This is a genomic window from Anaerozeibacter quisquiliarum, from assembly GCF_051162045.1.
GTDB classification, from domain to species: domain Bacteria; phylum Bacillota; class Clostridia; order Christensenellales; family Aristaeellaceae; genus Anaerozeibacter; species Anaerozeibacter quisquiliarum.
In genome coordinates this window covers 99,879-126,819 of the sequence record NZ_JBISDI010000007.1, presented here as the reverse complement: position 1 = coordinate 126,819, position 26,941 = coordinate 99,879, and the positions used below count along the sequence as shown (strand labels likewise).

The 26,941-nt window shown below is 63.9% G+C and carries 22 protein-coding genes; 15 read left to right on the top strand and 7 right to left on the bottom strand.

The features are described 5' to 3' along the window. Positions 1–353: 353 nt before the first annotated feature. From ACH6CV_RS04770 to sigE, 14 genes are all read left to right on the top strand, one after another. The gene (locus ACH6CV_RS04770) at positions 354–881 is read left to right on the top strand and encodes a division/cell wall cluster transcriptional repressor MraZ (protein ID WP_456357024.1); all 528 of its coding nucleotides are present in this window, start codon (positions 354–356) and stop codon (positions 879–881) included. Between the two features lie 26 nt (positions 882–907). Next, positions 908–1,411 (top strand): hypothetical protein, encoded by a 504-nt coding sequence (locus tag ACH6CV_RS04765; RefSeq protein WP_456357023.1) that lies wholly within the window; start codon positions 908–910, stop codon positions 1,409–1,411. Positions 1,412–1,451: 40 nt separating this feature from the next. Next, positions 1,452–3,590: a penicillin-binding transpeptidase domain-containing protein gene (locus tag ACH6CV_RS04760; protein ID WP_456357022.1), complete on the top strand. Its 2,139-nt coding sequence runs from the start codon at positions 1,452–1,454 to the stop codon at positions 3,588–3,590. Positions 3,591–3,633: 43 nt separating this feature from the next. Next, the gene (locus ACH6CV_RS04755; protein ID WP_456357021.1) at positions 3,634–5,097 is read left to right on the top strand and encodes a UDP-N-acetylmuramoyl-L-alanyl-D-glutamate--2,6-diaminopimelate ligase; all 1,464 of its coding nucleotides are present in this window, start codon (positions 3,634–3,636) and stop codon (positions 5,095–5,097) included. Between the two features lie 21 nt (positions 5,098–5,118). Beyond that, positions 5,119–6,117, top strand: a complete 999-nt coding sequence (gene mraY / locus ACH6CV_RS04750; RefSeq protein ID WP_456357020.1) for a phospho-N-acetylmuramoyl-pentapeptide-transferase — start codon at positions 5,119–5,121, stop codon at positions 6,115–6,117. Positions 6,118–6,167: 50 nt separating this feature from the next. Further along, positions 6,168–7,541, top strand: coding sequence for a UDP-N-acetylmuramoyl-L-alanine--D-glutamate ligase (gene murD / locus ACH6CV_RS04745; RefSeq protein ID WP_456357019.1), 1,374 nt, complete (start codon positions 6,168–6,170; stop codon positions 7,539–7,541). Positions 7,542–7,585: 44 nt separating this feature from the next. Further along, a complete protein-coding gene (gene ftsW, locus ACH6CV_RS04740; RefSeq protein ID WP_456357018.1) occupies positions 7,586–8,680 on the top strand; it encodes a putative lipid II flippase FtsW in 1,095 nt (364 codons plus the stop codon). Positions 8,681–8,782: 102 nt separating this feature from the next. Then, on the top strand, positions 8,783–10,030 hold the full coding sequence (gene murA, locus ACH6CV_RS04735) for a UDP-N-acetylglucosamine 1-carboxyvinyltransferase (RefSeq protein ID WP_456357017.1): 1,248 nt from the start codon (positions 8,783–8,785) through the stop codon (positions 10,028–10,030). 18 nt (positions 10,031–10,048) lie between these two features. Further along, a complete protein-coding gene (locus ACH6CV_RS04730) occupies positions 10,049–10,795 on the top strand; it encodes a cell division protein FtsQ/DivIB (RefSeq protein WP_456357016.1) in 747 nt (248 codons plus the stop codon). Between the two features lie 132 nt (positions 10,796–10,927). Then, positions 10,928–12,133: a cell division protein FtsA gene (locus ACH6CV_RS04725; protein WP_456357015.1), complete on the top strand. Its 1,206-nt coding sequence runs from the start codon at positions 10,928–10,930 to the stop codon at positions 12,131–12,133. A 25-nt stretch (positions 12,134–12,158) separates the two neighbouring features. Further along, positions 12,159–13,472 carry a cell division protein FtsZ gene (gene ftsZ / locus ACH6CV_RS04720; protein WP_456357014.1) on the top strand — a complete coding sequence of 438 codons (1,314 nt, stop codon included), beginning with the start codon at positions 12,159–12,161 and terminating at the stop codon, positions 13,470–13,472. Positions 13,473–13,647: 175 nt separating this feature from the next. After that, the gene (locus ACH6CV_RS04715) at positions 13,648–14,757 is read left to right on the top strand and encodes an Ig-like domain-containing protein (RefSeq protein ID WP_456357013.1); all 1,110 of its coding nucleotides are present in this window, start codon (positions 13,648–13,650) and stop codon (positions 14,755–14,757) included. Positions 14,758–15,066: 309 nt separating this feature from the next. Next, positions 15,067–15,936 (top strand): sigma-E processing peptidase SpoIIGA, encoded by an 870-nt coding sequence (locus ACH6CV_RS04710; RefSeq protein ID WP_456357012.1) that lies wholly within the window; start codon positions 15,067–15,069, stop codon positions 15,934–15,936. Beyond that, on the top strand, positions 15,909–16,625 hold the full coding sequence (gene sigE, locus ACH6CV_RS04705; RefSeq protein WP_456357011.1) for an RNA polymerase sporulation sigma factor SigE: 717 nt from the start codon (positions 15,909–15,911) through the stop codon (positions 16,623–16,625). The genes ACH6CV_RS04710 and sigE overlap by 28 nt, the downstream gene beginning before the upstream one ends. 72 nt (positions 16,626–16,697) lie before the next feature. Here sigE and ACH6CV_RS04700 read toward each other — a convergent pair whose 3' ends face one another. The 3 genes from ACH6CV_RS04700 to sigG form a co-directional block, all read right to left on the bottom strand. After that, on the bottom strand, positions 16,698–17,489 hold the full coding sequence (locus tag ACH6CV_RS04700; RefSeq protein ID WP_456357010.1) for a polymer-forming cytoskeletal protein: 792 nt from the start codon (positions 17,487–17,489) through the stop codon (positions 16,698–16,700). Next, complete coding sequence (locus tag ACH6CV_RS04695) at positions 17,482–18,132, bottom strand: DUF4004 family protein (RefSeq protein ID WP_456357009.1); 651 nt, start codon at positions 18,130–18,132, stop codon at positions 17,482–17,484. The genes ACH6CV_RS04700 and ACH6CV_RS04695 overlap by 8 nt, the downstream gene beginning before the upstream one ends. A gap of 227 nt (positions 18,133–18,359) precedes the next feature. Then, positions 18,360–19,130 carry an RNA polymerase sporulation sigma factor SigG gene (gene sigG, locus ACH6CV_RS04690; protein WP_456357008.1) on the bottom strand — a complete coding sequence of 257 codons (771 nt, stop codon included), beginning with the start codon at positions 19,128–19,130 and terminating at the stop codon, positions 18,360–18,362. 224 nt (positions 19,131–19,354) lie between these two features. Between sigG and ACH6CV_RS04685 the strand changes: the two genes are divergently transcribed. Beyond that, positions 19,355–21,214, top strand: a complete 1,860-nt coding sequence (locus ACH6CV_RS04685) for a flavocytochrome c (protein WP_456357007.1) — start codon at positions 19,355–19,357, stop codon at positions 21,212–21,214. A 55-nt stretch (positions 21,215–21,269) separates the two neighbouring features. On the opposite strand, the gene ACH6CV_RS04680 is transcribed toward ACH6CV_RS04685, so the two are convergent. From ACH6CV_RS04680 to ACH6CV_RS04665, 4 genes are all read right to left on the bottom strand, one after another. Further along, positions 21,270–22,109 carry a carbohydrate ABC transporter permease gene (locus ACH6CV_RS04680; protein WP_456357006.1) on the bottom strand — a complete coding sequence of 280 codons (840 nt, stop codon included), beginning with the start codon at positions 22,107–22,109 and terminating at the stop codon, positions 21,270–21,272. Positions 22,110–22,121: 12 nt separating this feature from the next. Beyond that, positions 22,122–23,042 carry a carbohydrate ABC transporter permease gene (locus ACH6CV_RS04675; protein WP_456357005.1) on the bottom strand — a complete coding sequence of 307 codons (921 nt, stop codon included), beginning with the start codon at positions 23,040–23,042 and terminating at the stop codon, positions 22,122–22,124. 66 nt (positions 23,043–23,108) lie between these two features. Further along, on the bottom strand, positions 23,109–24,407 hold the full coding sequence (locus tag ACH6CV_RS04670) for an ABC transporter substrate-binding protein (RefSeq protein ID WP_456357004.1): 1,299 nt from the start codon (positions 24,405–24,407) through the stop codon (positions 23,109–23,111). 260 nt (positions 24,408–24,667) lie between these two features. Further along, on the bottom strand, positions 24,668–26,674 hold the full coding sequence (locus ACH6CV_RS04665) for a methyl-accepting chemotaxis protein (RefSeq protein WP_456357003.1): 2,007 nt from the start codon (positions 26,672–26,674) through the stop codon (positions 24,668–24,670). Between the last annotated feature and the right edge of the window lie 267 nt (positions 26,675–26,941).

Sequence of the window (26,941 nt, the reverse complement as noted above, 5' to 3'; positions counted from 1 at the left end):
GTTTTTATGCGCTCCGGGAAAGGCAGGGCGGATTCGGGCAAACCGGTCGAAGCATTGCGCCGCTGCGCCTGTGTTGCGGGCTACGCCAAAACGGATAATTCGCTCGCCTGATGAACGCATGAATGGTTTCGTTTGGTACTAAGTAAGCGCTGATCAAATCCCACGCGCGATGGCGGCTGCCTTTTCGCCATCTCGCGCCCGCAAAATCCTCGACGTAGCGCTGCTACGCCTTCGTCTTTTGCGAGCACGATCTGACGAAAATTCAACTCGCCATCGCACGCGCGCTTTAATCAGCGATTACCTAAACCGCCCTTCCGGTGGTTTTTTCATTTTCCAAGGAAAATTTGTGTCAAATGGTGGCACAAAGGGGAACGTTGTGGTATACTGTGGGAGAAACTCGATCGGAAGGAGGCGCAGACGGGGAGATGACCGTATTTTCGGGCAATTGGGCACATACAATGGATGCAAAAGGCCGCGTCACCATCCCCGCGTCTTACCGCGAGGTGCTGGGCGACCAGTTCACCATCGGGCTCAACAGTGAGCGCAGCGCCATCGCGCTCTTTCCGGCCGAGCATTGGCAGAGGATCGAAGAGGATCTTTCAAAGATTCCCATGACCGACGCGCGTGGCATGCGCTACGTGCGCATGATCAGCGGCAATTCCTTCCCCGGCAGTCAGTTGGACGCACAGGGGCGGGTGCTGTTGCCGCCGACGCTGCGCCAGCGGGTGGGGCTCGACAAGAGCGTACGCTTCGTCGGCGTGGGCCGAAGCCTCGAGGTCTGGGACGAGGAGCGCTACCAGGCCGAGTGCGAGGCCGTGGAGGAGACGAGCGCGCAGTTGCTTGAATACATCAACGACCGCTACTATGGGCCCAAGGAGTAGCGGATACCAAGCGCGGGGGATCGATTATGAGTGCAAATTACCGCAAGGCGGCCGGAACGGCATACATCCCGGACATGGAGGACTGGTGGGACGACAAAGCATCGAACGCGCCCGCGCGTCAAAACCGGCCGCGCCACCGCGTCAACCGTGTTCCCGCCCCCGCGCCGGTGCTGCGCGAGCGCGCGCCGCGTGCCGAGCGGCGCAAGCTGGCCGGCCGCAACCGGCTTTTGATGTATGCGACGCTCGGGGTGTTGGTGATTTGCCTGTTTTTGCAGGTGAACCGCTACGCGCAGATGGCGGCGCAGACCAAGCACATCTCGAAGCTGGTCAACGAGATCAAGCAGTTGGAGACCGACCAGACCAACCTCGAGCTGCGGCTGAGCGCGCGCGCCAACCTCGAGCGCGTGCGCGATGCGGCCATGTACAACCTGGGCATGGACTACCCCGCCGAAGGACAGGTGCGCGTGGTGACGCTCACCGCGCTGCCCCCCGAAGTACGCTCGCAGATGGCCGTCAATCAGGCCGATTAGGCCCGGCAGCGTGCGGCTCCCGGGCACGGGAGGGGTAGCGTTGGTTCCGACGGGCCCGGTGGTCAGGCGGCGCCTGGCATTGTTGACGGCGACCTTCTTCGTGTTGTTCTGCCTGCTGTCATGGCAGCTGTTCTTCCTTCAGGTGCTAAGCAGCCGCGCCTTACAGGCGCGCGCGCAGAGCCAATGGACGCAGGAGAGCATGATTCAGCCCTCGCGCGGCACGATCTACGACCGGAGCGGCCGTACGCTGGCCATCAGCGCCACCGCTTACGCGGCGTCGGTCAGTCCCCGCCAGGTTGCGGACGCCGCTCTGTTCGCGCGGCTGCTGTCGCCGGTCCTGAATATAGAAGCGGCCGACATCGCGCGCAAGGCCTCCGACCGTTCAAAGGGCGGCGTGACGCTCAAGCGTCAGTTGAGCCGGGAGGTCGCGCGCCAGCTCAAGGCGATGATCGCCGAGCACCGCGCGGCCGGGTCGCCGGCGCTGAACGGGCTCTACCTCGAGGAAGACACCCGGCGCTATTATCCGCTGGGCGACTTCGCCAGCCAGTTGATCGGGCTGACCACGATCGACGGGGTGGGGCAGTCGGGCCTGGAAAAATCGCTCAACAAGTACCTGTCGGGCCGCGCCGGGCGGGTGCTGGACGAGATCGACGGCAAAGGGCGGGAGCTGGCCGGGGGCGCGCGCGAGCACGTGCCCCCGGTGGAAGGATCGCTTGTCACGCTGACGCTCGACGCGGCGATCCAGTCGATCGTGGAGCAGGCGGCCCGCGAGGCGATGACCGTCAACGGCGCCAAGGCGGTGCGCGCGCTGGTCATGAACCCGAAGACCGGCGAGATCTTGGCCATGTGCGCCAAGCCCACGTTCGACCTGAACGACCCGCCGCGCTCCGACGTCGCCGCGCTCAATGAACTGATGCGCAACCGCATCGTGGTCGACGCCTACGAGCCCGGCTCCACGTTCAAGATCATCACCTCCGCGGCGGCGCTCGAGGCCGGCGTGACGCGGGTAAACGAGGGCTTTTACTGTTCGGGTTCGGTGATGGTCGAGGGCGGGCGCATCCGTTGCTGGGGCCGGCCGCACGGCTCGCAGACGATGGCCAAGGCGCTTCAAAACTCGTGCAACCCGGTGTTCGTGGAACTGGGGCTGCGCCTGGGCGTGGAGCGCTTCTACGACTATCTGGAGGCGTTCGGGCTGGGCGCGCCCACGGGCGTGGATATCGAGGGCGATTCGGGCGGCATCCTGATCCCGCGCGACAAGTGCAAGCGCGTGGACATCGCCCGCGTCGGATTCGGGCAGTCGGTGGCGGTGACGCCGCTGGGGCTTCTGACCGCGGCCTCGGCGGCTGTCAACGGCGGCAACCTGATGCGGCCCTACGTAGTCAAAGAGGTGGTCTCGCCGGAAGGCGAGGTGATTTTTCGGGGAGCAAGCCGCGTGCTAAAGCACCCGATCTCGCAAAAGACCTCTGCCACCATGCGCAAGCTGCTCGAGGACGTGGTGACCAGCGGCGGCGGCAAGAACGCCTACCTCAAGCAGTACCGCGTGGGCGGCAAGACCGGCACGGCGCAGATGTACGTGGACGGCGCGGTGTCATTGGACACCCACATCGGCTCGTTTTTGGGCTTCGCGCCGATCGACGATCCGCAGATCGCGGTATTGGTCATCGTGGACGAGGCCGCCGTCCGCCCGGATTTCGGCTCGGTCACGGCCGCGCCGTTCGCCAAGCAGATCCTGGAGCGCAGCCTGATCCACCTGGGCGTCGCGCCCACGGGTCAAAAGGACAAAAAGGCGCGCGAGGTCGCGATGCCCGACGTCGTCGGCATGGATACCGGCGAGGCGATCAAGGCGCTGCGGGCGGCGGGGCTGACCGCGCTGCTCGAGGGTCCGGGCGCGAAGGTCGAGATGCAGCTGCCCGCGCCCGGCGTCGGTATGGCCGAAGGGTCGCTGGTCATGCTATACGTGGAGGGCGCGCCGGCCGAAGACGCCGAACGCCGTGTTTCGGTGCCCGACGTCACGCACCTGTCGATCGGCGAGGCCAACCGGCTGCTGCGCGGCTACGGCCTTACGATGACGGTCGAGGGCAGCGGCGTGGCGGTCGCGCAATCGCCCGCGCCGGGCGAGATGGTGACCCCGACCAGCGCGGTAAAGGTGATCTTTGAAAAGCCGGGCGGTACGTCCTAGGCAACCGCCGATTTACGACACGCCAAGCAATGGAGGCATAGCCATGAAACTTACGACATTGGCCCAGCATGTTCCGGGACCCACCAAGATCGAGCGTTACGCGGACAATCAGGTGACAGCGCTGTGCACCGACTCGCGCAAGGTGACCGAGGGAGCGCTGTTCTTCTGCATCCCCGGCCTGCGCGCCGACGCGCACGACTTCGCGCCCCAGGCGGTCGCGGCGGGCGCGGCTGCGCTGGTGGTAGAGCGCCCGCTCGACCTGCCCGTGGCGCAGGTGATCGTACCGGACGTACGCACGGCGCTGTCGTACATGGCGGCCCAGTTTTACGGCCGGCCGGCCGAGCGGCTCAAGCTCGTGGGGATCACCGGCACCAAGGGCAAGACGACGGTGAGCTTCCTGACCAAGTCGATCCTGGAGGCGGCCGGCCACAAGGTGGGGCTGATCGGCACCGTGTGCTCGATGATCGGCGAGGAGGAAATTCCCGCCAACCTGACCACCCCCGATCCGGTGGAGTTTCAGAGCCTGCTCAAGCGCATGGCCGACGCGGGCGTGACCTATGTGGTCATGGAGGTGTCGGCGCACGCGCTGGCGCTGCGCAAGCTCGAAGGCATTTTCTTCGAAGTGGCGGGCTTTACCAACCTGTCGCAGGATCACCTGGATTTCTTCGGCGACATGGATCGCTACATGCAGGCCAAGCTCAAGCTGCTCACGCGCGAGAAGTGCGGCCACGTGGTGTACAACGCCGACGACGAGCGCGTAGCGACAGCCGTGAAGGCACTCGGCATCCCGGCGACCGACGTGGGCATCCGCGTGCCGTCGGGCATCCACGCCAACGACATCGAGGTGGGCGAGCGGGGCCTCGCGTACCAACTGACCTTTTCGAAGCGTTTCAAGATCGCGGTCAACCTGCAGCTGGCCGGCGTGTTTAATGTGTACAATTCGATGATGGCGGCGGCGCTCGGTCATGTGCTGGGCGTGGACAAGCGCGCGATCGGGCAGGGATTGGCCCAGCTGCGCGGCGTACCCGGGCGCATCGAGCTGCTCGAGACCGAGACGCCCTACCGGGTGATTCTCGACTACGCCCATTCGCCCGACGCGCTCGAGAACATCCTGAGCACGATCCGCCAGACGGCGCGCGCGCGCGTGATCGCGCTGTTTGGCTGCGGCGGCGACCGCGACCACGAAAAGCGCCCGATCATGGGCGCGATCGGCGGGCGGCTCGCCGACTACTGCATCCTGACCAGCGACAACCCGCGCAGCGAGGACCCCAACGCGATTCTCGACGAAATCGAGCGCGGCATCCGGCCGACCGGCGGCGCGTATCGGGTGATCGAAAACCGGCGCGAGGCCATCCGGGCGGCGCTTGAGATGGCGGGGCCCGGCGACGTGGTTGTGCTGGCAGGCAAGGGCCACGAGACCTATCAGGAGGTCAAGGGGGTCAAACACCCGTTCGACGAAAAGGTGGTCGTCCAGCAGCTGCTGGCCGAAATGGCGGATGGGAAATGACTCGTTTGGAGGTTACATAGGATGCAGCGTTTGATTTTGTCGGTGATCCTCTCGTTTCTGGCGGCCATCGCGATCGGCCCGGTGGTGATTCCCTGGCTTAAGCGGATGAAGTTCGGCCAGACCATCTTTGAGCTGGGTCCCGAGACCCACAAGAAAAAGCAAGGCATCCCCACGATGGGCGGCATCATCTTCGTCGTGCCCATGCTGCTCGTGCCCGTCTTGCTGTCCCACGGCTACGCGCGCGGGAACTTTTTGTGGGTGGCGCTGATTGGAACGCTGGGTTTTGGCGCGATCGGCTTCGTGGACGACTTCATCAAGGTCAAGCGCAAGCGCTCGCTGGGGTTGACGCCGATTCAGAAGGTCATCCCGCAGTTGGCGCTGTCGGCGGCGCTCTCTGTGTGGGCGTACAACGAACCGACCATCAGCTCCAAGCTGATTGTGCCGTTCACCGGTTTGACCTGGGATCTCGGCTGGTTCTTTATTCCGTTCATGGTGTTCGTGCTGGTGGGCACGGTCAACTCGGCCAACCTGCTGGACGGGCTGGACGGCCTCCTGGCCGGCTGCTCGCTGATCGATTTTATCACGATGGCGATGATCGTGATGCTGCTGGCAAGGGGCGAGAACCCGGAACAAGACGGTAGCCTCACCTCGCTGATGCTGTTCTGCGGCGCGGCGACCGGCGCGCTGATGGGCTTCTTGCGCTTTAACGTCTATCCGGCGGGTGTGTTCATGGGCGACGTGGGCTCGTTCGCGATCGGCGGCGCGCTGGCGGCGGTATGCCTTACGACGCGGCTGTCGCTGTTGCTGCCAATCATAGCGCTTTCGATGGTGGTGTCGAGCCTGTCCGACATCATCCAGATCGGCTACTTCAAACTGACGCATGGCAAGCGGGTGTTCCGCATGGCCCCGCTGCACCATCACTTCGAGTTGTCGGGCATGCCGGAGACGCGCATCGTGTCGATGTATATGATTGTGACGGCGCTTTTGTGCCTGGTGGCGCTGTTGGGATTTACCGCGTAGGGGCGGCATAAATAGATAGGGGAAAACCGGCCCGGGGGTGTGAAAACGCAATGGAAAGACCAAAAAGGGTGCTCGTAGTCGGCATGGCGCGCAGCGGCGTGGCGGCGGCATCGCTGCTGGCGGGTCAGGGCGTGCGCGTGCGGCTGTCGGACGCCAAGGGGCGCGAGCAGCTCAAAGAGGCGCTCGCGCCGCTTGAGAACTTGGAAGGCGTCGAGTACCGATTGGGCGAGCCGGTCGAAGGCTTGCTCGACGACGTGGATCAGGTGGTAATCAGTCCCGGCGTGCCCATCGGCCATCCGGTGGTTGATGCGGCGCGCGCGCGCGGGATCGAGCTGATCGGCGAGCTGGAACTGGCCTTCCGGTACGCCAGGGGACGGCTGATCGCGATCACCGGCACCAACGGCAAGACCACCACCACCACGTTGCTGGGCGAAATCTTCAAAAACGCGGGCAAGCTGACGTTCGTCGTGGGCAACATCGGGCTGCCTTACGCGAGCGTGGCGGCCGGGACGCGCGACACGGACGCGGTGGTGTGCGAGGTGTCCTCGTTCCAGATGGAGACCGTCCGCTCGTTCCACCCGTCGATCGCGGCCATCCTGAATATCACCGAGGATCACCTGAACCGCCACGGCACGATGGAAAACTACATCGCGCTCAAGGCGCGCATCTTCGAAAATCAGGTCCAAGACGACTGCCTGGTGCTCAACTACGACGACCCGGCGCTCGTCCCGTTGGCCGAGCGCGCGCCCGGCCGCGTCGCGTGGTTCTCCCGGACGCAGGTGCCGCCCGTGGGTGCGTTCATCTTAGGCGGCGCGATCGTATACGGCAGTGCCGACGCGCACCGCTGCGTGTGCCCGGCGGACGAGGTGTTCATTCCGGGGCCGCACAACCTGGAAAACGCGCTGGCCGCCGCCGCGATCGCCATAGAGGCCGGGGTGCCGGTGCCGGTGATCCGGCACACGCTGCGCACGTTCAAGGGCGTGGAGCATCGCTGCGAGTTTGTGCGCACGCTCGAGGGCATCAGCTACATCAACGACTCGAAGGGCACCAACGTCGATTCCACGCGCAGGGCCATCGCGGCCATGAAGGCCCCGACCGTGCTGATCGCGGGCGGCTCCAGCAAGCAGGTGGACATGTTGCCGCTGGCGCGCGCGATTGCCGAGGGGCCGATCGCACATGTGGTGCTGGTGGGCGCGACTGCGGACGAGATCGCCCGCGCGCTCGATCAGGTGGGCTATACAAGCTACGCGCGCGCCGGCATGGACTTCGAGCGGGCGGTAAACATGGCGCGTTCGCTCGCGGCCGAGGGCGGCACTGTGCTCTTGTCCCCGGCCTGCGCCAGCTTTGACCTGTTCCGCGATTACGAGCACCGGGGCGCGGAGTTCAAGCGCATCGTGGGGGCGCTTGCGCCCCGAACCGATTGACCGCCCGCTCTGAATTCGGGGCCAAAGCAAAGGCGGCGCGGCCGATGGACCGCAACGCGCGAGGGTTTCTCACGGTATTTTTGCTGCTGCTGGCGCTGGGGCTCGTGGTGCTCTACGCCGCCAGCTTCTACAACGCCCAGGACACGGCCGGCGGTCAGTACGCCGACGTGCTCAGCCAACTGATGGGCATCGCGCTGGGCGCCGTGATGATGCTGGCCGTGGCGAAGATCGACTACCGCGTGCTGCGCAAGCCGGTCGTATGCGGGGGGCTGCTGCTGGTTAGCCTTGCAATGCTGGCGCTCGTGCCGGTACCCGGCATTGGGCGGATGATTAACGGCTCGCGCCGCTGGCTCAGACTCGGGCCGATCAGCTTTCAGCCGTCGGAGCTGGCCAAGTACGCCATGGTGCTGTTCATGGCGCGCGCGCTCAGCCGCCGGGAGGCGAAGGTTTCCCGGCTGTTCACCGGCGTCGCGCCCATGCTGATCGTGCCCGTCGCCATGTTCTTCCTGGTGCTGCTTCAGCCCAACCTGTCCACGGCGGGTTCGATCTTGATCGTGGCGGCGGTCATGGTAATGATGGCGGGCGCGAAGTGGCGGCACCTTACGCTGCTGGGTGCGGGCGGCACGCTGCTCGGCGCGTTCTACGCGCTGTCGGAACCCTACCGGCGCGCGCGGCTGATGTCGTTCCGCGACCCTTTTGCCAAGCTGACCGACGAGGGCTACCAGCTGGCCCAGTCGCTGCTGGCGTTCGGCTCGGGCGGGCTGTTCGGCATGGGGCTCGGGCGGGGGCGGCAGAAGTTCGCGTTCCTGCCCTATCCCGAGAGCGACTTTATCTTCGCGGTGGTGGGGGAGGACATGGGGCTGATCGGCGGCCTGATCGTGCTTTCACTGTTCTTCCTGCTGATCTACTTCGGGTTGCGCATCGCGATGGCTTGCGAGGATCGGTTCGGGAGCTTGCTGGCCGGCGGGATCGTGGCGATGCTGGGCGTGCAGACGGTGATGAACGTCATGGTGGTGGTGGGGCTGATGCCCACGACCGGGCTGCCGTTGCCGCTGTTCAGCGCCGGCGGAACCTCGATCGCCATCATCATGGCCGCAGTCGCGCTGGTGCTGCGCATCGCGCGGCAGAGCCGGACGTAAATTTTCATACGGTGGACGGGCTAAAATTTTCCCTGGAATTCACCAATCGTCCGGCGGGGCATATGCTGATGGTGTGGCTCCGGATCATTGGAGGTGTGCCATGTGGAAGTTTTCCGGATCACCGGCGGCGAAAGGCTCACCGGGGAGGTCTTTGTGGGCAGCGCGAAAAACGCGGTGCTGCCTATTTTGGCTGCGGCGATCTTAACCAGCGAGCCGGTGGTGATCGAGGGGTTTCCCGAGCTGATCGATACCCGCAACATGCTCGGAATACTTACCACGCTGGGCTGCGACTGCCGCGTGTCAGGCGGTCGGGCGACGATCGACGCGCGCGCGGCCAGCGGCTACGAGATGCCCGCCGCGCTGTCGAAGGCGCTTCGATCGTCCATCTTCATGATGGGGCCGATGCTGGGCCGCTTTCGCAAGGCGGTGGTTACCTATCCCGGCGGCTGCGAAATCGGGCAGCGGCCGATCGACCTGCACCTCAAGGGCCTGCGCGCGCTGGGCGTTAAGATCGAAGAAGCGCATGGTATGATTTACTGCGACGGCAGCGCGCTGTCGGGCGGCGAGGTGCACCTGGACTTTCCGAGCGTGGGCGCGACCGAGAACGTGATGATGGCATCTGCCGTGGCTACGGGCCGGACCGTGATCCACAACGCGGCGCGCGAGCCGGAAATCCTCGACCTGCAGCGGTTCATGAACGCCTGCGGCGCGCGCGTATCGGGCGCGGGCGGCGGGCGCATCACCGTAGAGGGCGTGGAGGGGCTGCACGGAGCCAGGTTCCGGCCCATGCCCGACCGGATCGCGGGCGCGACGCTGCTGACCGCGGCCGCGATGACCGGCGGCGAGATCGCGCTCATCGGCGCGATTGTCGGCGACATGGGCGCGGTGCTCGACAAGCTGCGCAAGGCCGGTTGTGAGATCGCGTGCGAGGAAGGGCGCGTCATGCTGCGCGCGCCCGCACGGCTTCACGCCATCGAGGTTTCTACCCAGCCGTTCCCCGGCTTCCCCACGGACATGCAGGCTCAAATTATGGCGCTGGCCTGCGTCGCCGAGGGCGCGTCGGTGATCGTGGAAAACGTGTTTGAGAACCGGTTCGCGCATGCGCCGGAGCTTCGGCGCATGGGCGCGGACATCTGGATGAGCGGCGGCCGAACCTGCGTGGTGCGCGGCGGCCGGTTGACCGGCGCGCGCGTGAGCGCGCGCGACCTGCGCGGCGGCGCGGCGCTGGTGCTGGCGGGCCTGGCCGCCGAGGGCGTGACCGAGGTGTCGGGCGTGGAGTTGATCGACCGCGGCTACGAAAAGCTGGAGGCATCGATCAGCGCGCTCGGGGGCAAGATAGAGCGGCTATAAAGGATAAGAGGGTTACAAATGGCAGCGAGCAGAAGATATCGAAGCGGACGCAGGCGGGCAGGCCCTTCAGGGCTGGTGCTCGGCCTCGTCTTCGTTTTGGCTGCGGGTTTTGTGGTCAGCCGGGTGTTTGTGGTGAGGCGCGTCGCCGTCAGCGGCAACGAGCGCGTGGGCGATCAGCAGATCGTCGAGCTGTCCGGCATTTTGCCCGGGCGCAGCATCTTCACGGTCGACCGGGCGGCGGTCGCGCGCGCGTTTGAGCGCGAGGGCAACGTCGCGCTGACGGACGTCGAGGTCGTCTGGCCCGACACCGTGCGCCTGAACGTGCGCGAGCGCACGCGCGCCGCCGTCGTCAATCACCTGGGCATGTCGATCGCGGTGGACGAGGCGGGCGTGGTGATCGAGGTGCTGCGCTCGCTGCCTGAGGGCGCGCTGCCGGTGGTCACCGGCCTTTCGGCCACCGGCTACCAGCCGGGCCGGCCGGTCAGATCGAGCGTGCCCACCCAAGTGGACGCGATGGCGAGCGTGCTGGGCGCGGCCCGCTCTCAGGGTCTGACCGAGCTAATCAGCGAATTGAATGTGTCCGATCTGGACAATCTTTACCTGATGACGCGCGCGGGCATGATGGTCAAGCTGGGCGACGCCGCGAGCATGGACGCCAAGCTTATGTGGATGCAGAGCGCGCTGAACAGCCTGACCGCGGAGGGCGCGTCTTCGGGCACGATCAACGTGGCCAGCGGCAAGGATGCGATCTATAGCGCGCCGTAGGCGCTTTATATGCGTAAATGGCGAAATTTTGACGCAAAAGCCCCTTTCCTTTTACACGCGAAACCTGTATAATATAAACAGTATGGGTATATGAGGCGTACCGATTGATGACAAGGCAGGCGATGGACAAGCATGAAAAGCGTAGCCGCGGCCATAGACTTCGGCACTTCCAAGATTGTGACGCTGCTGGCGGAGAGCGGCGGCTTCAACCGGTGCGACATCACCGGGTCCGGAACTGTGCCGTATGACGGGTACATGAACGGGCGGTGGAACGCGCCCGATGAATTGGCCCAGGCGGTGCGCAATTCGGTCAGTGCTGCCGAACTCGAGGCCAAGACCCACATCCGCGAGGTGTACGTGGGGGTGCCCTGCGAGTACATTCGCGTGGTCAACACAGTGGCGCAGGTTGACGTAGGCGCACCCGACGGGCGGGTGAGCGACGCAGATATCGTGCTGGTGCATGACGCCGCCGCCGATCAGCTCGATCTAAAGTCGATGGGCGCGCCGGTGATTCACCGCAGTCCCGCCTGGTTCCAGGTGGACGAGGGCAAGAAGACCGGCTCTCCCGAGGGGGTCAGGGGGCGGACGCTCACCGCTTCCGTGTCGTTCGTGCTGGCCGATCCCAGCTTCATCGAGGATGTCACGCATCTGCTCACCGATCTCGGGCTCGGCGTGCTAGGCTTTCTGGCGCCGTCGATGGGCGAGAGCATGCTGCTTTTGTCGATCGAGGAGCGCGACCGGGTGGCGGTGCTGATCGACGTGGGTTACCTGAACACCGAGTTTTCGGTGATCTGGGGCGACGCGATGGTGTACCACGCGGTGCTGCCTATGGGCGGCGGGCACATCACCGCGGACCTCGCGAGCGAGCTTTCGATCCCGATGCGCGCGGCCGAGCAGATCAAGCGCGAGTACATCTTCATGCCCGACGAGTTCGATCAGGCGGGCGACCCCGAGGTCACCGACGACCGCGGGCAGCGCCTGACCTTTCCGCGTGCGTTTGTGCAGTCGATCATCGAGAACACCGTGGGCGACTTGATTAATATGCTCGAACTGGCGCTCAAGGAGTGCGAGGAGCTGCTCGGCGCGCGCTCGCAGGTGTTTGTGACCGGCGGAGGGCTTTCGATGATGCGCGGCGGGCGCGAATACTTGTCGAGCAAGCTGGGACGCCCGATCAAGATCCCGATGGCCAAGGCCGCAAAGCTCAACAGCCCCGCGTTCGCCAGCGCGCTCGGCCTGGTGGACCTGGTATTCGATTCCATCGAACAGCGCACGGCTCAGGAAGAGACGCTGCCCGGCCGGCTGGCCGACGGCGTGCGCGCCCTGTTTGGCAGAAAATAATTTTAAAGGACGAGGGGGATGCCTTGTGCTGGAATTTGACGTGGGAGATATCAACTTTGCCTCGATAAAGGTTGTGGGCGTGGGCGGTGCCGGCACCAACGCGGTCAACCGCATGCTCGACACCGGGCTGCGCGGCGTGGACTTCATCGCCGTCAACACCGACAAGCAGGCCCTGTCGCTTTCCAAGGCGCCCACCAAGATACAGATCGGCGAAAAGGCCACCAAGGGGCTGGGCGCGGGCGCCAAGCCCCAAATCGGCCAGCAGGCCGCCGAGGAGAGCCGGGACGAGCTCATGCAGGCGCTCAAGGGCGCGGACCTGGTGTTCGTGACCTGCGGTATGGGCGGCGGCACCGGCACCGGCGCGGCGCCGGTCATCGCGGAAATCGCGCGCGGCATGAACATCCTGACCATCGGCGTGGTTTCGAAGCCGTTCCTGTTCGAGGGGCGTCAGCGCATGAAGAACGCCGAGTACGGCATCGAGCAGCTCAAGATCAACGTGGACACGCTGGTGGTGGTGCCCAACGACCGGCTCCTGTCGGTGGTCAGCAAGGGCACGACGATGAACGATGCCTTCCGCATCGCCGACGACACGCTGCGCCAGGGCATCCAGGGCATCTCCGACCTGATCGCGGTGCCGTCGATGATTAACCTCGACTTCGCCGACGTGCGTTCGGTCATGGAGTCCAGGGGCCTTGCGCACATGGGCATCGGCGTGGGCAAGGGCGAGAACCGCATGGTGGACGCCGCCAAGCAGGCCATCTCGAGCCCGATGCTCGAGACCTCGATCGACGGCGCGCGCGCGGTGCTGATAAACATCACCGGCGGCGCGGACACCTCGATCATCGACATCAACGAGGCCGCGCAGCTAATCACCCAGGCCGCCGATCCAGAGGCCAACATCATCTTTGGCGCGGGCATCGACGAGTCGCTCAAGGACGAGGTGCACATCACCGTCATCGCGACCGGCTTCGAGAAGGTGCCGTTCACCCCGCCGGCCGATCAGGCCCAACCCGCGCAGCCGCAGCGCCGCATGGGCGACGGCGCCGAGGTGTCGCCGATCTTCGCGGGCGAGCAGCGCCCGGCGCGCCGCTCTTACCTCGACGACGCGGCCAACTTCACCTTCCGCTCGAACCCGCCCCGCTATGAGGAAGAGGCCGCGCGCGAGCCGCAATACCAGCCCCAGTACCAAAACGAGCCTCAATATCAGCCGCAACCCCAGCCGCAGCCGCAGCCGCAGCCCAGGGAGCGGGTGTATCAGGACCGCTCGTTCGAGGAAGAGCGCGAGCCCCAGCGCCGCGGCTTTTCGCCCGACGTGCCGAACTTCCTGAAGCGCAAATAAATCCCGCCGACGCAAGGCTCGAAATCTTCCCGCCCTTTGTACGCGCCTGCGGGCGCGTATGGGTTGCCGAGCGGCATTTGCCGCTCAACGACGTTTTACCAATGGTCTGCGAGGGCCGCCGCGTTCGCGGCGGCCCTTTTGTTGCAGAGACACGCCACGCAAAGGAGGACTGCCGATGAAGCGCTTCTGGAAGACGCTCGCCCTGCTGCTCGCGCTGTGCGCGCTCTCAACCGCCGCGCAGGCCGCGCCGCCGCGAAAACTCATCCTGCTGCCCGAAGACGACCGACTGCTGGTAGGCCAAACCCTGGACCTGACTGCCCACCCGCTGCCGGTGAGCGCGTCCGCCGACGTCGTGTGGAATTCGAGCAATCAAAAACTCGCCACCGTGGACGAACGCGGGCACGTCGTTGCACTCGCGCCGGGCACGGTGAAGATACGCGCGCGCGCCAAGGACCGACCGAGCGTCTACGCGGTGCGCACGCTGCGCGTGAGCGTCGAACTGCCCACCGTGCCCGACGAGCAGATGGCGCGAACTGTCCCGGCGCGCAACACCGCGCCCGGCGCGATCGAAGAAAATATCCAAAAGATCGACGCGGTATATCGCAGCGCGCTCGGCCAAGTCAACCGGCTGATGCGCTCGGGCCACATCACGCAAAACGATGCCGACCTGCGCGCCCAGATCGTCACCCGCGCGTTCGCCATGTACCGCTTTCCCTGGATGACCCAAAAGACTCAGCGCTACTGGACGCGCGCCTACGGCACACAGAAGGATTTCATGCCCGGCGTGGTCTACTACGGGCTGCCCTACATTCAGCACGGCCTGGGCAAGAATTCGATCAACCGCACGTACAATGTGGTCAAGGCGGTGGCCCAGGGCTTCTACCTGGACAGCGGCAAGGGCTACCACCTGCTCAGCCCGACCAAGCGCCGCGACGGCATGTACGTGGGCAACGACTGCTCCTCGTTCGTGGGCATGAGCGTGTGGGGCGGCTCGCACCGCAACGCCTGGATCCGCACCCGCCGGCTCTACGATGTGGGCCTGTACCGCACGCTGCCCGGATACGAAGCGCTGCGACCGGCCGACATCCTGGTGCGTTACAACGCGCACGTAGTGTTCTTTCTGTATTACCTGGACGCCGCGCGCGGCCGCATGATGATCCTGGAGCAGGGCGGCGGAGACGCCTCCGACATGCACAATACGCTGTGCGCCTCGATTGTGCCGACCGACCGGTATATGCGCGGCGGCTACCGGCCCAGGAGGCTGTCCGGCCTCTCCTTACGGTAATGATGCAATACGGATGCCACGGCCGCCGAGCGCGGCCCAGATTTCGACAGATTCGCCCAAGTCCATGCTGATTTGTCGAAAGTCAGCCCTCTTCGCGCTTAATAATGGAAGAAATTGACCGCGCAACGGCACCGATAATTAACGTCGGTGCCGTTTTTTGTGGTCGAATGGTGCATAATTGGGCGTAAAATGCTGGAGAATAGCACCATAATGATCGATATTTGTCAAACAAAATGGCGATTGAGACGCCGCCATGCTGCGTTATTCGCGGGACGGGCTCTCTATACTGGACAAGTGGGCGGTGGTGGCGTGGCGATTTCGATTGAGGTATACGCGCTAATCAATTTCACCATGAATACGATCATCATCGCGGCGGTGGCGCGCAGCCGGGGTCGCATCCGGTGGGGGCATGTGCTGTGCGCGGCCGGGTTCGGCGCGCTGTACGCGGTGGCCGCGCGCTCCGGCTGGTTCCCGCAGCTGAACTGGCTGCCCTGCCAGGCGATGTTGGCGGTCGTGCTGACGCTCGTGGGCGTGAGGGTTGGAAGCGCTAAGGAGTTGGCGAGCGGCACGCTGATGCTCGTGGGCGGCACGGTGTTTCTGGGCGGGGCGCAGCAGCTGCTCATCCGGCTGCTGGGCGGCCCGTCGCCGCTGACGCTGTCGCTCGGCGCGATCGCCGGCGGCGCGGCGCTGGTGGCGGCGTTGGCGGTGCGCGCGCAGCGGCTCGAGCGTTGGGAGGCGCAGGTGCTGATCCGGCGGGGCAATGTTTCTGCGCGGCTGACCGCGCTGATCGATACCGGCAACCGGCTGCACGAGCCGCTGAGCGGTCTGCCGGTGCTGATCGTGGAAGCGGGAAGGCTCAGGCGGATGCTGCCCGCCCCCTTCGATCCTATGCGGCCGGTCTCGACCTTGCCACCGGAATTTCGGCTGGTCAGCTACGGCGCGCTGGGCGGGCAGGGGAGGATGGGCTGCTTTTCGCCGGACGAGCTGCTCGTGAGCTACGGCGACGGCTGGATGCGCGCGCCCGACGTGTGGGTGGCGGTGTATCCGGGCAGGATACCGGGCTCGGCGCACGCGCTGGCGCCCGCGGTGATTGGAAGAATAACACCCGCCGGCAGGCGGATCATCAAAAGCGAAGAAGGAGGTCGGTACCGATGGTCTATCCCGCACATCAGGCGATGAGGCAGACGGTGCTTGGGCTGGTGGTCAGGATACGGCGGGGCAGCGTGTGCTACATCGGCGGCTGCGACATGCTGCCTGCGCCGCTCGACCGGGACGCGGAGACACGGGCCATGCGCGCCATGGGCGCGGGCGATACGCGGGCGCGCGCCGCGCTGATCGAGCACAACTTGCGGCTGGTGGTCTACATCGCGCGCAAGTTCGAGAATACGGGCATAGGCATTGAAGACTTGATTTCCATCGGCGCGATCGGGCTTATCAAGGCGGTGGGTTCGTTCAACCCCGACAAGAACATCAAGCTGGCCACCTACGCGTCGCGCTGCATCGAGAACGAGATCCTGATGGTGCTCAGGCGCACCAACCGACTCAAGATGGAGGTGTCGTTCGACGAACCGCTCAACACCGACTGGGACGGCAACGAGCTGCTGCTGAGCGACGTGCTCGGCACCGACAGCGACCTGGTGTCGCGCGACCTCGACGCCGACGTCGAACGGCAGATGCTCTACGAGGCGGTCAGACGACTGGGCGCGCGCGAGAAGCGGATCGTGGGGCTGCGCTACGGCCTGTACGGCGGCTGCGAACACACGCAGAAGGAGGTCGCCGACCTGATGGGCATCTCGCAAAGCTACATATCGCGCCTGGAAAAGCGCATCATCCGGCAACTGCAGACGGAGTTGCTGAAGATGGCGTGATGAATGGAGGCCGAGGAGGCGGATAACCTGCGGTTGCCCGCCTCCTCGCAATTCATAGGCCGCCCGCCATACCTAATCTACCTTGATCCGCTCCCGCACGACGGCGTCCTCCGCTACGTCCAATGAAACGGAATACTCCGCGCGGTCGATTTCGCAGCCGCTTCCTATGGTCACTTCCGCGCCGCGCACCACCTTGGCACGGGTAAACTCCAGAAAGACGCAGGTGGCCTCGATGGAATCGGCGGTGAGAAAACCGCCCAGGCCGAACGGAAGTTCTAACGGAAGTGGGATGCCCAGCGCGCCAAAGATGCCGCCGCGACGCACGGAAACGCGCTCGCCGCCGATCTCGTCGATGCGGCTCTGCCCGGCCAGGCTGATGTCCGCGGTACCCGCGTTGATTAGGCCGCCCACCTCGAAGGCCCCTGAGAGCGTCAGCGCCTCGCACTCGATGCCCTTGGCGGCTTTCAGGCTGCCGGTGGCATGCAGCGTTCCGGCCCGGATTGCCCCGCCGACAGCACTGATTCCGCTGAGCTTAACTTCGTTTTTCGCGGTCACGTCGCCCTCTACTTTGAAAGTGCCCGACGAGAGCAACTCCTTTGCGTCCAGGTTGCCCCCCACCGACGCCGTGCCGCCGACGCGGAATTCGCCGACGGATGCGTTCCCTTCGATGCGGGCGCTGCCCGACGCCTTAAACCGGTCGCCTTTGACGCCGCCCGCCACCTTGACGCTGCCTGAAGATACAAACGCCTCGCATGCGACGTCTCCGTCGATATAAGCACTGCCCGAGACGTTTACGTTTCGGTACGTGCCGCCGCCGAGCCTGGCCGAGCCGGACGCCTTCAAGTCCTGAAGGTTCTCATGCATGGTTCTCTTCCCCCTCCAACAATTTCCCCAGCAGTCGGTTGCATTTCTCCGGCAGATCCGAGAGCGACAGGCCCCAAGCGACCTCAACGCCCTTTGGCGGGTGAACCACGCCATCCGGCTGGAGGTAGAGCGGCAGGTAGGCCTCCCCGCTTTTGAGCAGCACGATCCGCCCGTCGTCCTTGCCCAACAGTCCGGCCTGCTGCCAGGCGATCAGCGCGTCGAGCACCTCGCGCAGCGTGTCGTCGCTCAGTTTTACGCCCGCGCGCTGCACGTCCGCCGCAATCATCACGCACAGCGCCTGCCCGTGGTCGAATTCCTCCGAGCGGATCAATCGTCGCAGCGCCGCCGCCGGGCGCGCGGCGAAGGGCAGCATCCCCACCGCCTCCGCCCGGTAGGTGCGGCTCGCGGCCTCGGGCGACAGCATGTCCATCAGCTGCGTCAGCGAGTAGCGATCCTTGTTTTCCAGGATGAATTGAATGCGCTCGACGGCGCGCCTGGGCAAAAACGTCTCCTGTCCCGTGAACGCCGACCGCTTGGCGAACCAGCTGTCCGGGATCAGCCGCTCCCGCTTCCATCGGTAAAGCTGCCCATAGGAGATGCCCGTCGCGTCCAGCAACTCCTTTTTGGAAATCCAGTCTTCCATAAGCGCCCCCTCACCTCTGGCCTTCATACGAAACAAAACATTGTTACGACAAGAGTATAACAAAACAATGTTTTGCCGTCAAGCGCTGCCTGGAAAATTAACCGATGGCAAAAGACCGGACGTCCGGTCGGGCCCGATCAACGGCAAACCCCCGCCGAGCTTTCGCATGGCGGGGGTTTGCCGGGGGGCTATGCTGCGAGGGCGGGCGAACGCCGTGCGCAATCGATTTATACGTACTTCTTCATCTGCGCCAGCGCCGCCTTCTCCAGCCGCGAGACCTGCGCCTGCGAGATGCCGATCTCTTCGGCCACCTCCATCTGCGTGCGACCGGCGAAGAAGCGCTGGCGGATGATCTTCTGCTCGCGCGCGCCCAGGCGCGAAAGCGCCTGCTTGATTGAGAGCGAGCGCACCCAGTCGTCCTCGCTCACCCGGTCGTCGCGCACCTGGTCGAGCACGTAGATCGAATCGCTGCCGTCCTGGAATACCGGATCGTACAGCGACACCGGGTCTTGGATGGCCTCGAGCGCGAACACCACGTCCTCCTCGCGCACCTCCATCTCGCGCGCGATCTCGGCCACCGTCGGATCGCGCCCGTCGCGCTGCACCAAGTGGTCGCGCGCCTTGAGCGCCTTGTAGGCCATATCGCGCAGCGAACGCGACACCCGGATCGGGTTGTTGTCCCGGAGATAGCGCCGAATTTCGCCGATAATCATCGGCACGGCGTAGGTGGAGAACCGCACGTTTTGTGATAAGTCAAAGTTGTCTATGGCCTTCATGAGCCCGATGCAGCCCACCTGAAACAGGTCGTCCACGTTTTCGCCGCGGTTGTGGAAGCGTTGCAGCACGCTCAGCACCAGACGTAGATTGCCCTGTATGAATTCATGCCGCGCGCGCTGGTCGCCCGCGTGCACTTGGGGAAACAACTCGCGCATGCGCTCGTTCTTAATCACCGGCAGCCTGCTCGTGTCCACCCCGCAGATTTCGACCTTCCCGATCATAAAGCCACCTCCGCGCGTGGGATTTGATTCGCGTTTCTCTCAGAGTATTACCGCGTGCGGTGGCTTTTATGCCGCGCGACCCGACCGACGCCCGCGATCGGGTTAAAGCCATTGTAACAAATAAAGGCAGAAATAAATCAACTATAAATGATTGGTTCATACTGGACATTCGTGCCGGATTGATATATAATTATCGAGGGACCAATGCAGAGGAGGTAACGAGGATGAAGAAACTCTGGTTGTTGTTGTTGGTGTTGTGCTTTGCCATGCCCGGCGTGGCGATGGCCCAGACCGCGGGTACATACACCCAGACGGTCAAGGGCATGTTCGATGGGCTGACCGTCGAGGTGAAGCTGAGCGACTCGGCGATCGAGGACGTGAAGGTTACCGCTCACAACGAAACCGATACGGGCCTTCCCGCGCTTGAGAAGATTCCGGCCGCAATCGTCGCTGCGCAGAGCGTGGCGGTGGACACGCTGGCGGGCGCGACGATGACGTCGAAGGGCATCATCGAGGCGGTGACGCTGGCGCTGACCGAGGCCGGCGCGGATCTGGCGGCCTATTCGAAGGCGCCGGAAGCCGCCGAAGCGACATCCTACTTCCCGGTTATGGGCTCGTTTGAAGTGCCCGCGACTTGGGACGAGAGCCACGACGTGGTGGTGGTGGGTTCGGGCTTTGCCGGACTCATGGCCTCCTACGCCGCCAAGCAGGCGGGCGCCGACACGCTTTTGATCGAGAAGCTGTCCGTGACCGGCGGCAACTCGGCCATCAACGGCGGCCAGTACGCGGCCTACACCTCCAAGGTGGCGGCCGATCTGCAGAAGAAGTTCAACCTCGAGCCCGACACCGCTGAGAAGCACATTGAGGACACGCTCAAGGGCGGCGACTTCATGTCGGATCCGGCGCTGGTGAAGAACATGGTCTACGGCTCCCCCTATGTGTTTAACCTGCTGCTGGACAACGGCCTCGTGATCCGCGACATCCTGGCCAGGCCCGGCGGACACTACGGCTACCGCACCTACGTGACCGAGAACCAGGTTGGCGCGGACATCACCGGATTGCAGTACAAGATGGTCAAAGAAGCCGGCGTCGATGTGCGGCTCGAGACCAAGATGGTTGAGATCTACCGCACGCGCGACGAGGCCAACCGCGTGGTGGGCATTCGCGTGGCGACCGAAGACGGCTACAAGACCATCGAAGCCAAGAAGGGCGTCATCCTGTGCACCGGCGGCTTCAGCTCGAACATCGAGATGCGCAGCACCCAGGTGCCCTTCCTGACCGCCGATCTCCCGACCACCAACATCCCCGCCGCCTCTACCGGCGAGGGCATCTACCTGGCTCAGGCGATCGGCGCCAACACCATGCAGATGTCCAACATCCAGCGCTATCCGTTCGCCGATCCCGAGAGCGGCGTGCTCGACAAGTACGCGGTGTGGCCGTTCACCGGCCCGAGCTTCGGCATCGTGTACGTCGACTACCAGGGCAACCGCTACGTGAGCGAGGGCGAGCGCCGCGACGTGTGCGCCAACGCCGCCTCGAATTCGGGCTTTATCTCGACCTATTCCATCGCGAATGAAGAGTTGCTGACCAAGTTTGCCAAGCCCGAGGAGATCGTCGAGGGCGTCGAGTCGGGCCGTGTGCTCAAGGCTGACACACTGGCTGAGCTGGCCGAGAAGATGAACGCCTGCGCCATCAAGGGCAAGTTCCCGCAGGTGACCGCGGAAAACCTCGAGAACTCGATCGCGCGCCACAACGGCTTCATCGACAGCAAGGTGGACGAGGATTTCCATAAGGTGATGGCCGACACCATGGTGAAGATCGAGAACGGTCCGTTCTACGCCATCCCGCAGTTCCCGTCGGTGCACCACACGATGGGCGGCCTGGTGATTAACACCGAGGCCGAGGTCAAGGACATCTACGGCCAGGTCATCCCCGGCCTGTACGCGGCGGGCGAGGTGACCGGCGGCGTGCACGGCACCAATCGTCTCGGCTCCAACGCCGACGCCGATGCCTGCGCGATGGGCTTCATCGCCGGCACCTACGTGGCCAGCGGTGAGATGCCGGAGTTCCTGCCGAAGAACTAACGCATCGAAAAGAAGGCCCCCGTCCGCATCCGCGGACGGGGGCCTTTTATGTGATTCACTTAATCCCTGAGTATACGAACGACTCGATGAATTGCTTTTGGAAAAAGAAGAACAGGATGAGCAGCGGGGCTACCACCAAGAAGGTGGCCGCGCACACGTCGCTCCATTGCGCGCCGGTCTCGTAGGACATGGCGAAGATCGCCAGCCCCACCGTCAGCGGGCGCTTGGCGACCGAGTCGATCATCACCAGCGGCCACAGGAAATTGTTCCACTGGTACGAGGCCGAGATCAGCCCGAACGCAATGTAGCATGGCGTCAGCAGCGGCACGTAGATGTCGATCAGCAATTGCCAGAACGGGCAGCCGTCCACGCGCGCCGCTTCTTCGAGCTCGTAGGGGATGGTCTTGATGGTCTGGCGCATCAGGAAGGTGCCCATCGCCGAGGCGAAGAAAGGCAGCATCACGCCGATGCGCGTGTTGATGAGGCCCATCCGTCCCATCATTTGGTAGTTGGGGATCATCAGCACGTCGGGCGTAATCATCAGTTGGGTCAGCATCAAGATGAACAGCACGTTCTTGCCGTAAAAATCGAGCCGCGCGAACGCGTAACCCGCCAGCGTAATCAGCACAAACTGCGCCGCCAGCACTCCGAACACCATGAGCAGCGTGTTCCAATAGTAGATGGAGAACGCAGCGGCTTTCCACACCCTGAGAAAGTTCTCCGCCGTCGGCCAGGCGACCGAGGACAGATCCAGCGCCTGGCTCGAGGGAATCCACGCCGTGCGCACCATCCAGATCAGCGGAATCGCGCATACCAGCGCGAATAGATACATCAAGCCGTAGTGAACGGCCCGGCCGATCCCCAGCCGCCTTTGCGTAGCCGAATACTGTGCCATCCGCGCTTCCCCCTAACTGTAGAATGTACGTTTGTCCTGGGTAAAGAACTGGACGGCGGATACCAGCAGCAAGAGTCCCACCAGCACCACCGTCATCGCCGAGGCGCGCCCCACATCCCAGAAGTCAAACCCCACCTGGAAGATGTAGAACAGCAGCATGTTGGTGGAGTTGTTGGGCCCGCCCTTGGTCATGATGTAGAGATGGTCGACCAGCTTGTAGGCGTTGGTCAGCGCGATGATGCTCACGTACAGCGTCGTGGGGCGCAAGAGCGGCCATGTGATGTGCCGGAAGATGCCGAGGGGACGCGCACCGTCGATCTCGGCGGCGTCGTACAGTTCCTCGTTGATGTTCTGAAGGCCTGAAATATAGAAGATCATGACGTAACCGGCCTGTTTCCAGATCAGCATGGCGATCAGCGCCCAGATCGCGCTGTCGGGGTTGCTGAGCAGCCGCCAGGAAGGGTTGATGTAGCCCAGCAGCCCATAGCCGGGCGTGTAGATGAACAGCCAGATGTTGGCCACCGCCACCATCGGCAGCAGCGTCGGATAAAAGAAGGCCACCCGCACGAAGCCCTTGCCGAAGCGCACCTTGTGCGCGAAGATGGCCATGGCCACCGCCAGACCGATGCTGGCCGGGATGGTCACCGCCGCCACCAGCAGGTTGTTGTAAAACGACTTCATGAAGATCGGGTCGCCGGACAGTTGCGCGTATTGCTTGAGCCCCACGTACACCGGCTTAATCGTAGACAGATTGTCGCGGTAGAAGCTGGCGACGGCGCTCGACACGATCGGGTATAGCGTGAACGTGCCCAAGAAGAGGAACGATGGCAGCAACAGGCCCCACGCGAGGACGCTGGTGCGCCACTTTTTGCGCGCGTAGGGCGAGAGGTGCGCGTGCCGGGCGCGGCCGGCGGGGGCAAGGCTTTGCGCCATAAAGCCACCTCCAGTCAATGGGGCTGTAGCGCGCCTGGCTACAGCCCTCATGATGCTTCGTTTGTACTATTTGTAGGCGGCCAGTACGCCGTCGGCGATCTGCTGCGCCTGGCCCATGGCCTCCTCCGGGGAGGCCGCGCCGGTCATGACCGCTTCGATGGCGGTGTCGAGCGCGTCCTGCACCATGCCCTGATCGTATACCGAGAATTCGGCGTGGGCGTAGGGCAGTTGGTCGCGCGCGGTCAGCGCGTGCGGGAACTCGGCGGCGTAGGCCTTGAGCCGATCGGTCTCGTAGGCGGCCGGGCGGGTCGCCACGTAGCCGGTGTCCATCGACCACTGCGCCACCCGGTCGGGGTCGTTCGTCATCCACTGGATAAAGCGGAACGCCGCGCGCGTCTGCTCCTCGGGCACGCCCTTGAACAGGTAGAAGTTGCCGCCGCCGGTGGGCGAGCCGCGCGATTCATCCGCCGGCAGCATCGCCGTACCGAACTCGAACAAGGCGTTCTTGCGCACATTGGTCAGGTTGCCGGTGGTGTGGTACACCATCGCCGCGCGCTGCTCGAGGAAGTCGGTTACCGTGGTCGACCAGGCCGCCGTGCCCGGCACCTGGTAACCCTTGTCGGACAAGCCCTTCCAGAACGTCAGCCCCTTGATGGTGCGCGGATCGTTAAAGTACACCTCGGTCCCGGCGTCATTCATCAGGTTAAAACCGTTTTGCTGGGTGCAAAAGGTCTGCAGCATCCAGTAGGCGTAGCCCGCCTTGTCCGAAGGAATCTGGATGCCGTAACGGGTGGTGGCGCCGTTGTCCACCTTGGTCAGCTTCGAGGCGTAGTCCTCGAGCTCCTGCCAGGTGGCGGGCGGCGTTTCGGGGTCAAGCCCCACCTCGCGGAACGCGTCCTTGTTATAGTACAGGATGATCGTCGAACGCTGCCACGGGATGCCGTAGGTTTTGCCGCCCGTGCGGCTGTTTTCCATGAACCCGTCGTAGAACCCGTTCAGCCAGGCCTGGTCGGCTTCGGTCGCGCAGAACTGGTCGTAGTCGTAGAGCGCGTCCATCGACAAAAGGGAGAACAGATCGATCGAGAACATCAGCGCAATCGCGGGCGTGTTGCCCGACTTAAGCGCGGCCTGCACCTTGGTGCGCGTCTCGGCGTAGGTGCCGGCGTACACCGGGTTGACGATAATGTCGGGGTTCTCCTCGTGAAACTGGCGGCACAGCGCCGAGATCAATTGGTCGGGTCCGCCGCCGACCGAGACGGGGAAGTACATGTCCAGCTCGATCGGTTGTGCAGCCGACGCGCCCGGCACCGCAAAGAAGGAGAGCACCAAGAGCAACGTGAACACGAGCGTAAGGAACCTCTTCATCGCAAAACCTCCATCCGATTCTTAATATATTTGGAACGATAATCCAATTATATGCGCAATATAATGCACTGTCAAGCCGAACCCCACTCAAAATGTAACGAAAAGCGTGAAATGCGCGGCGCCTGGCCAGTTCTGCGTTTCATAACAACCGGAACCATGCCCGCATCCGTCGGGCGGCGCCTTTTCCGCGGGAGCAAAACTGAAAGCCTCGGCGTAGCGCCGCTACGCCGAGGCTTTTGCAAGCGCGGTCTGACGAGAACTCAGATCACCGCCGCACGCACGCTATAATCAGCGTCTACCTGGGCGTCCCTGAGCTTGAACTGGTTGGCCTGCCGGATCAGCAGGTCGGCCTGGCCGTTGAGTTCCTCGCTGGCGGCGGCGGATTCCTCGGCGGTGGCGGAGTTGGACTGCACCACCTGCGACACCTGCATGATGTTCTGGTTGACCTGCGCGATGCCGCTCGCCTGCTCGACCGACGCCGTGTAGATGCCGTTCATCAGCCGCGTGGCGTTGTCCACTTCCGTAACGATCGCGCGCAGCGCCTCCGCCGTCTCGCTCGCGATCTTGCTGCCGCCGGTGACCTTCGCGATCGATTCCTCGATCAGGCTGGCCGTTTCCTTGGCGGCCTCCGCCGACTTGGCGGCCAAGCTGCGCACCTCGCCGGCCACCACGGCAAAGCCCTTGCCGTGCTCGCCCGCGCGCGCGGCTTCGACCGCGGCGTTCAGCGCCAGGATGTTCGTCTGGAACGCGATGTCGTCGATCACCTTGATGATGCCCGAGATGTTGCCCGACGAATGGTTGATGTCGTCCATCGCGCCCAGCAGCCGCTTCATCTGCTCGTTGCCCTGCTCGGCGTCGCGCTTGGCCTGCTCGGACAGCTCGTTGGCCTTTTTGGCGTTTTCTGTGTTGACCTGGGTCTGGGCGGCGATCTGCTCCATCGAGGCGCTCAGTTCCTCGACGGAGCTCGCCTGCTCGGTTGCGCCCTGCGCGAGCGCCGTGCTCGAATCCGAAATCTGCCGCGCGCCCGCGCCTACCTGATTGGCCGCGCCCTTGAGGCTTTGCAGCAGGCTGTTCATCTGACGGAACAGCGTGTCGTTGGCCCTGGTTAAATCGCCGACTTCATCGCCGCGCCGCATGAACGTCTCGGATATCGAGCTTGAGAAGTCGCCGGCGGCGAATTCCCGAGCCTTCTCTGTGGCGGCCCGCACGGGCAGGGTGACGATTCGTTTGACGGAGACGGCGACGGCCAGCACGACGGACACCAGCGCCAGCACCAGCCCGGCGATCGCAATCCAGATGTTCTGCAAGGATTTGGCCAATATCTCGTCCATGGCGATGGACAGCATGACCGACCAGGGCGTGCCGGTCTTGCCCAGGGTGATGGGGGAGAACACCGTGAGCACGGGTTCGCCGGTCAAGGTGGACGCGGACTCGAGCGTGTAGCCGGAGCCGGTCCGAATGGCCTCCAGCATGGGCTCGAGCGCCGCTTCGCTCTCGTACATGGACAGGTGGGTGCCCACGCCCTCGGCTTCAGGATACGTGACGAAGGTGCCGGCGTTGGACAGCACGCAGATGTTGATCGTCTTGTAGTCAGCGCGCTGCAGTTCCGTCTTATTGATTGTGTCGAGCGCAATGTCGATACCCGCCGCGCCCGCGATCTTGCCCGCCGTGGTCCGGATCGGAACGACGAACGAGGTCGTCAGCACCATCTTGCCGTTCATATCGTATTCGACCGGTTCGAGCAATACTTCATTGCCCGAATCGAGCGCCCGTCGGTAGAATTCGTCTTCGCCCGGCACATCGTAGCCGATCAGCGTGGAGAGGGTTACCTTGCCCGATTCATCCCGAACCATTTTGGGGACGAAGCGGCCGCCCTTGTCGCTGCCCGGGCTGTTCGTGAATTGGGAGTCCCGCTCGTCCACCACGTTTGGCTCGAAACAGGCCCACGCACTGGTGAGGTAGTCGTTGTCCAGGGCGACCCGCCTGAGCACCGCGGTCAGAATCTCGCGCCGAAGCGCGTTCGGTATCTCCTTAAAGGTCCCCAGCGTCGACGCCATCGCCCGCGTCGCGCTCAACGCTTCCTCCAACTGGGCCTTCAACTGGGATGCATTCGCGTTGCCCAGCGATCGAGCTTGGTCGTACGCGCTCAAGACATCGCGCGTTCGGCTACTGAGCGTCTGATACCCCAGCACGGCTACCATCACGATACTCATGATTAGCGAGACGACCAGGACAAGTTTCGCGCCTAACTTCATTTTTCTGAACATGGCTGTCTATTCCTCCCAGTTATCAATGGTGTCGGTTTATCCATGGTATCGGCTGTGCGGCGCGCGAAGCAATGCGGTTTCGTCGGTCGGGTTTGTTATAAAATTTACCCATATCGCTATTTACATCGGCAATCTGCGGGCGTTTTTAAGTGATTTCGCTTAGAATTGCTTAAATAATTTAAAATTGATTGGAGATTCCCGGTGGCGGCATGGCGACAGGGCATCGCCGGTTGTGGCGGGGGATTTGCGGTCCGGTTATCTTTTGAT

Excerpts from the sequence above, each read along its gene's own strand:
- ACH6CV_RS04680 (WP_456357006.1), bottom strand. The coding sequence starts at position 22,109 with ATGGCACAGTATTCGGCTACGCAAAGGCGGCTGGGGATCGGCCGGGCC.
- ACH6CV_RS04730 (WP_456357016.1), top strand. The coding sequence starts at position 10,049 with ATGGCAGCGAGCAGAAGATATCGAAGCGGACGCAGGCGGGCAGGCCCT.
- ACH6CV_RS04725 (WP_456357015.1), top strand. The coding sequence starts at position 10,928 with ATGAAAAGCGTAGCCGCGGCCATAGACTTCGGCACTTCCAAGATTGTG.
- ACH6CV_RS04665 (WP_456357003.1), bottom strand. The coding sequence starts at position 26,674 with ATGTTCAGAAAAATGAAGTTAGGCGCGAAACTTGTCCTGGTCGTCTCG.
- sigE (WP_456357011.1), top strand. The coding sequence starts at position 15,909 with ATGGTCTATCCCGCACATCAGGCGATGAGGCAGACGGTGCTTGGGCTG.
- ACH6CV_RS04670 (WP_456357004.1), bottom strand. The coding sequence starts at position 24,407 with ATGAAGAGGTTCCTTACGCTCGTGTTCACGTTGCTCTTGGTGCTCTCC.
- ACH6CV_RS04700 (WP_456357010.1), bottom strand. The coding sequence starts at position 17,489 with ATGCATGAGAACCTTCAGGACTTGAAGGCGTCCGGCTCGGCCAGGCTC.
- sigG (WP_456357008.1), bottom strand. The coding sequence starts at position 19,130 with ATGATCGGGAAGGTCGAAATCTGCGGGGTGGACACGAGCAGGCTGCCG.
- ACH6CV_RS04715 (WP_456357013.1), top strand. The coding sequence starts at position 13,648 with ATGAAGCGCTTCTGGAAGACGCTCGCCCTGCTGCTCGCGCTGTGCGCG.
- ACH6CV_RS04765 (WP_456357023.1), top strand. The coding sequence starts at position 908 with ATGAGTGCAAATTACCGCAAGGCGGCCGGAACGGCATACATCCCGGAC.
- ACH6CV_RS04685 (WP_456357007.1), top strand. The coding sequence starts at position 19,355 with ATGAAGAAACTCTGGTTGTTGTTGTTGGTGTTGTGCTTTGCCATGCCC.
- murD (WP_456357019.1), top strand. The coding sequence starts at position 6,168 with ATGGAAAGACCAAAAAGGGTGCTCGTAGTCGGCATGGCGCGCAGCGGC.
- ACH6CV_RS04675 (WP_456357005.1), bottom strand. The coding sequence starts at position 23,042 with ATGGCGCAAAGCCTTGCCCCCGCCGGCCGCGCCCGGCACGCGCACCTC.
- mraY (WP_456357020.1), top strand. The coding sequence starts at position 5,119 with ATGCAGCGTTTGATTTTGTCGGTGATCCTCTCGTTTCTGGCGGCCATC.
- ACH6CV_RS04695 (WP_456357009.1), bottom strand. The coding sequence starts at position 18,132 with ATGGAAGACTGGATTTCCAAAAAGGAGTTGCTGGACGCGACGGGCATC.
- ACH6CV_RS04755 (WP_456357021.1), top strand. The coding sequence starts at position 3,634 with ATGAAACTTACGACATTGGCCCAGCATGTTCCGGGACCCACCAAGATC.
- ftsW (WP_456357018.1), top strand. The coding sequence starts at position 7,586 with ATGGACCGCAACGCGCGAGGGTTTCTCACGGTATTTTTGCTGCTGCTG.
- ACH6CV_RS04770 (WP_456357024.1), top strand. The coding sequence starts at position 354 with ATGGTGGCACAAAGGGGAACGTTGTGGTATACTGTGGGAGAAACTCGA.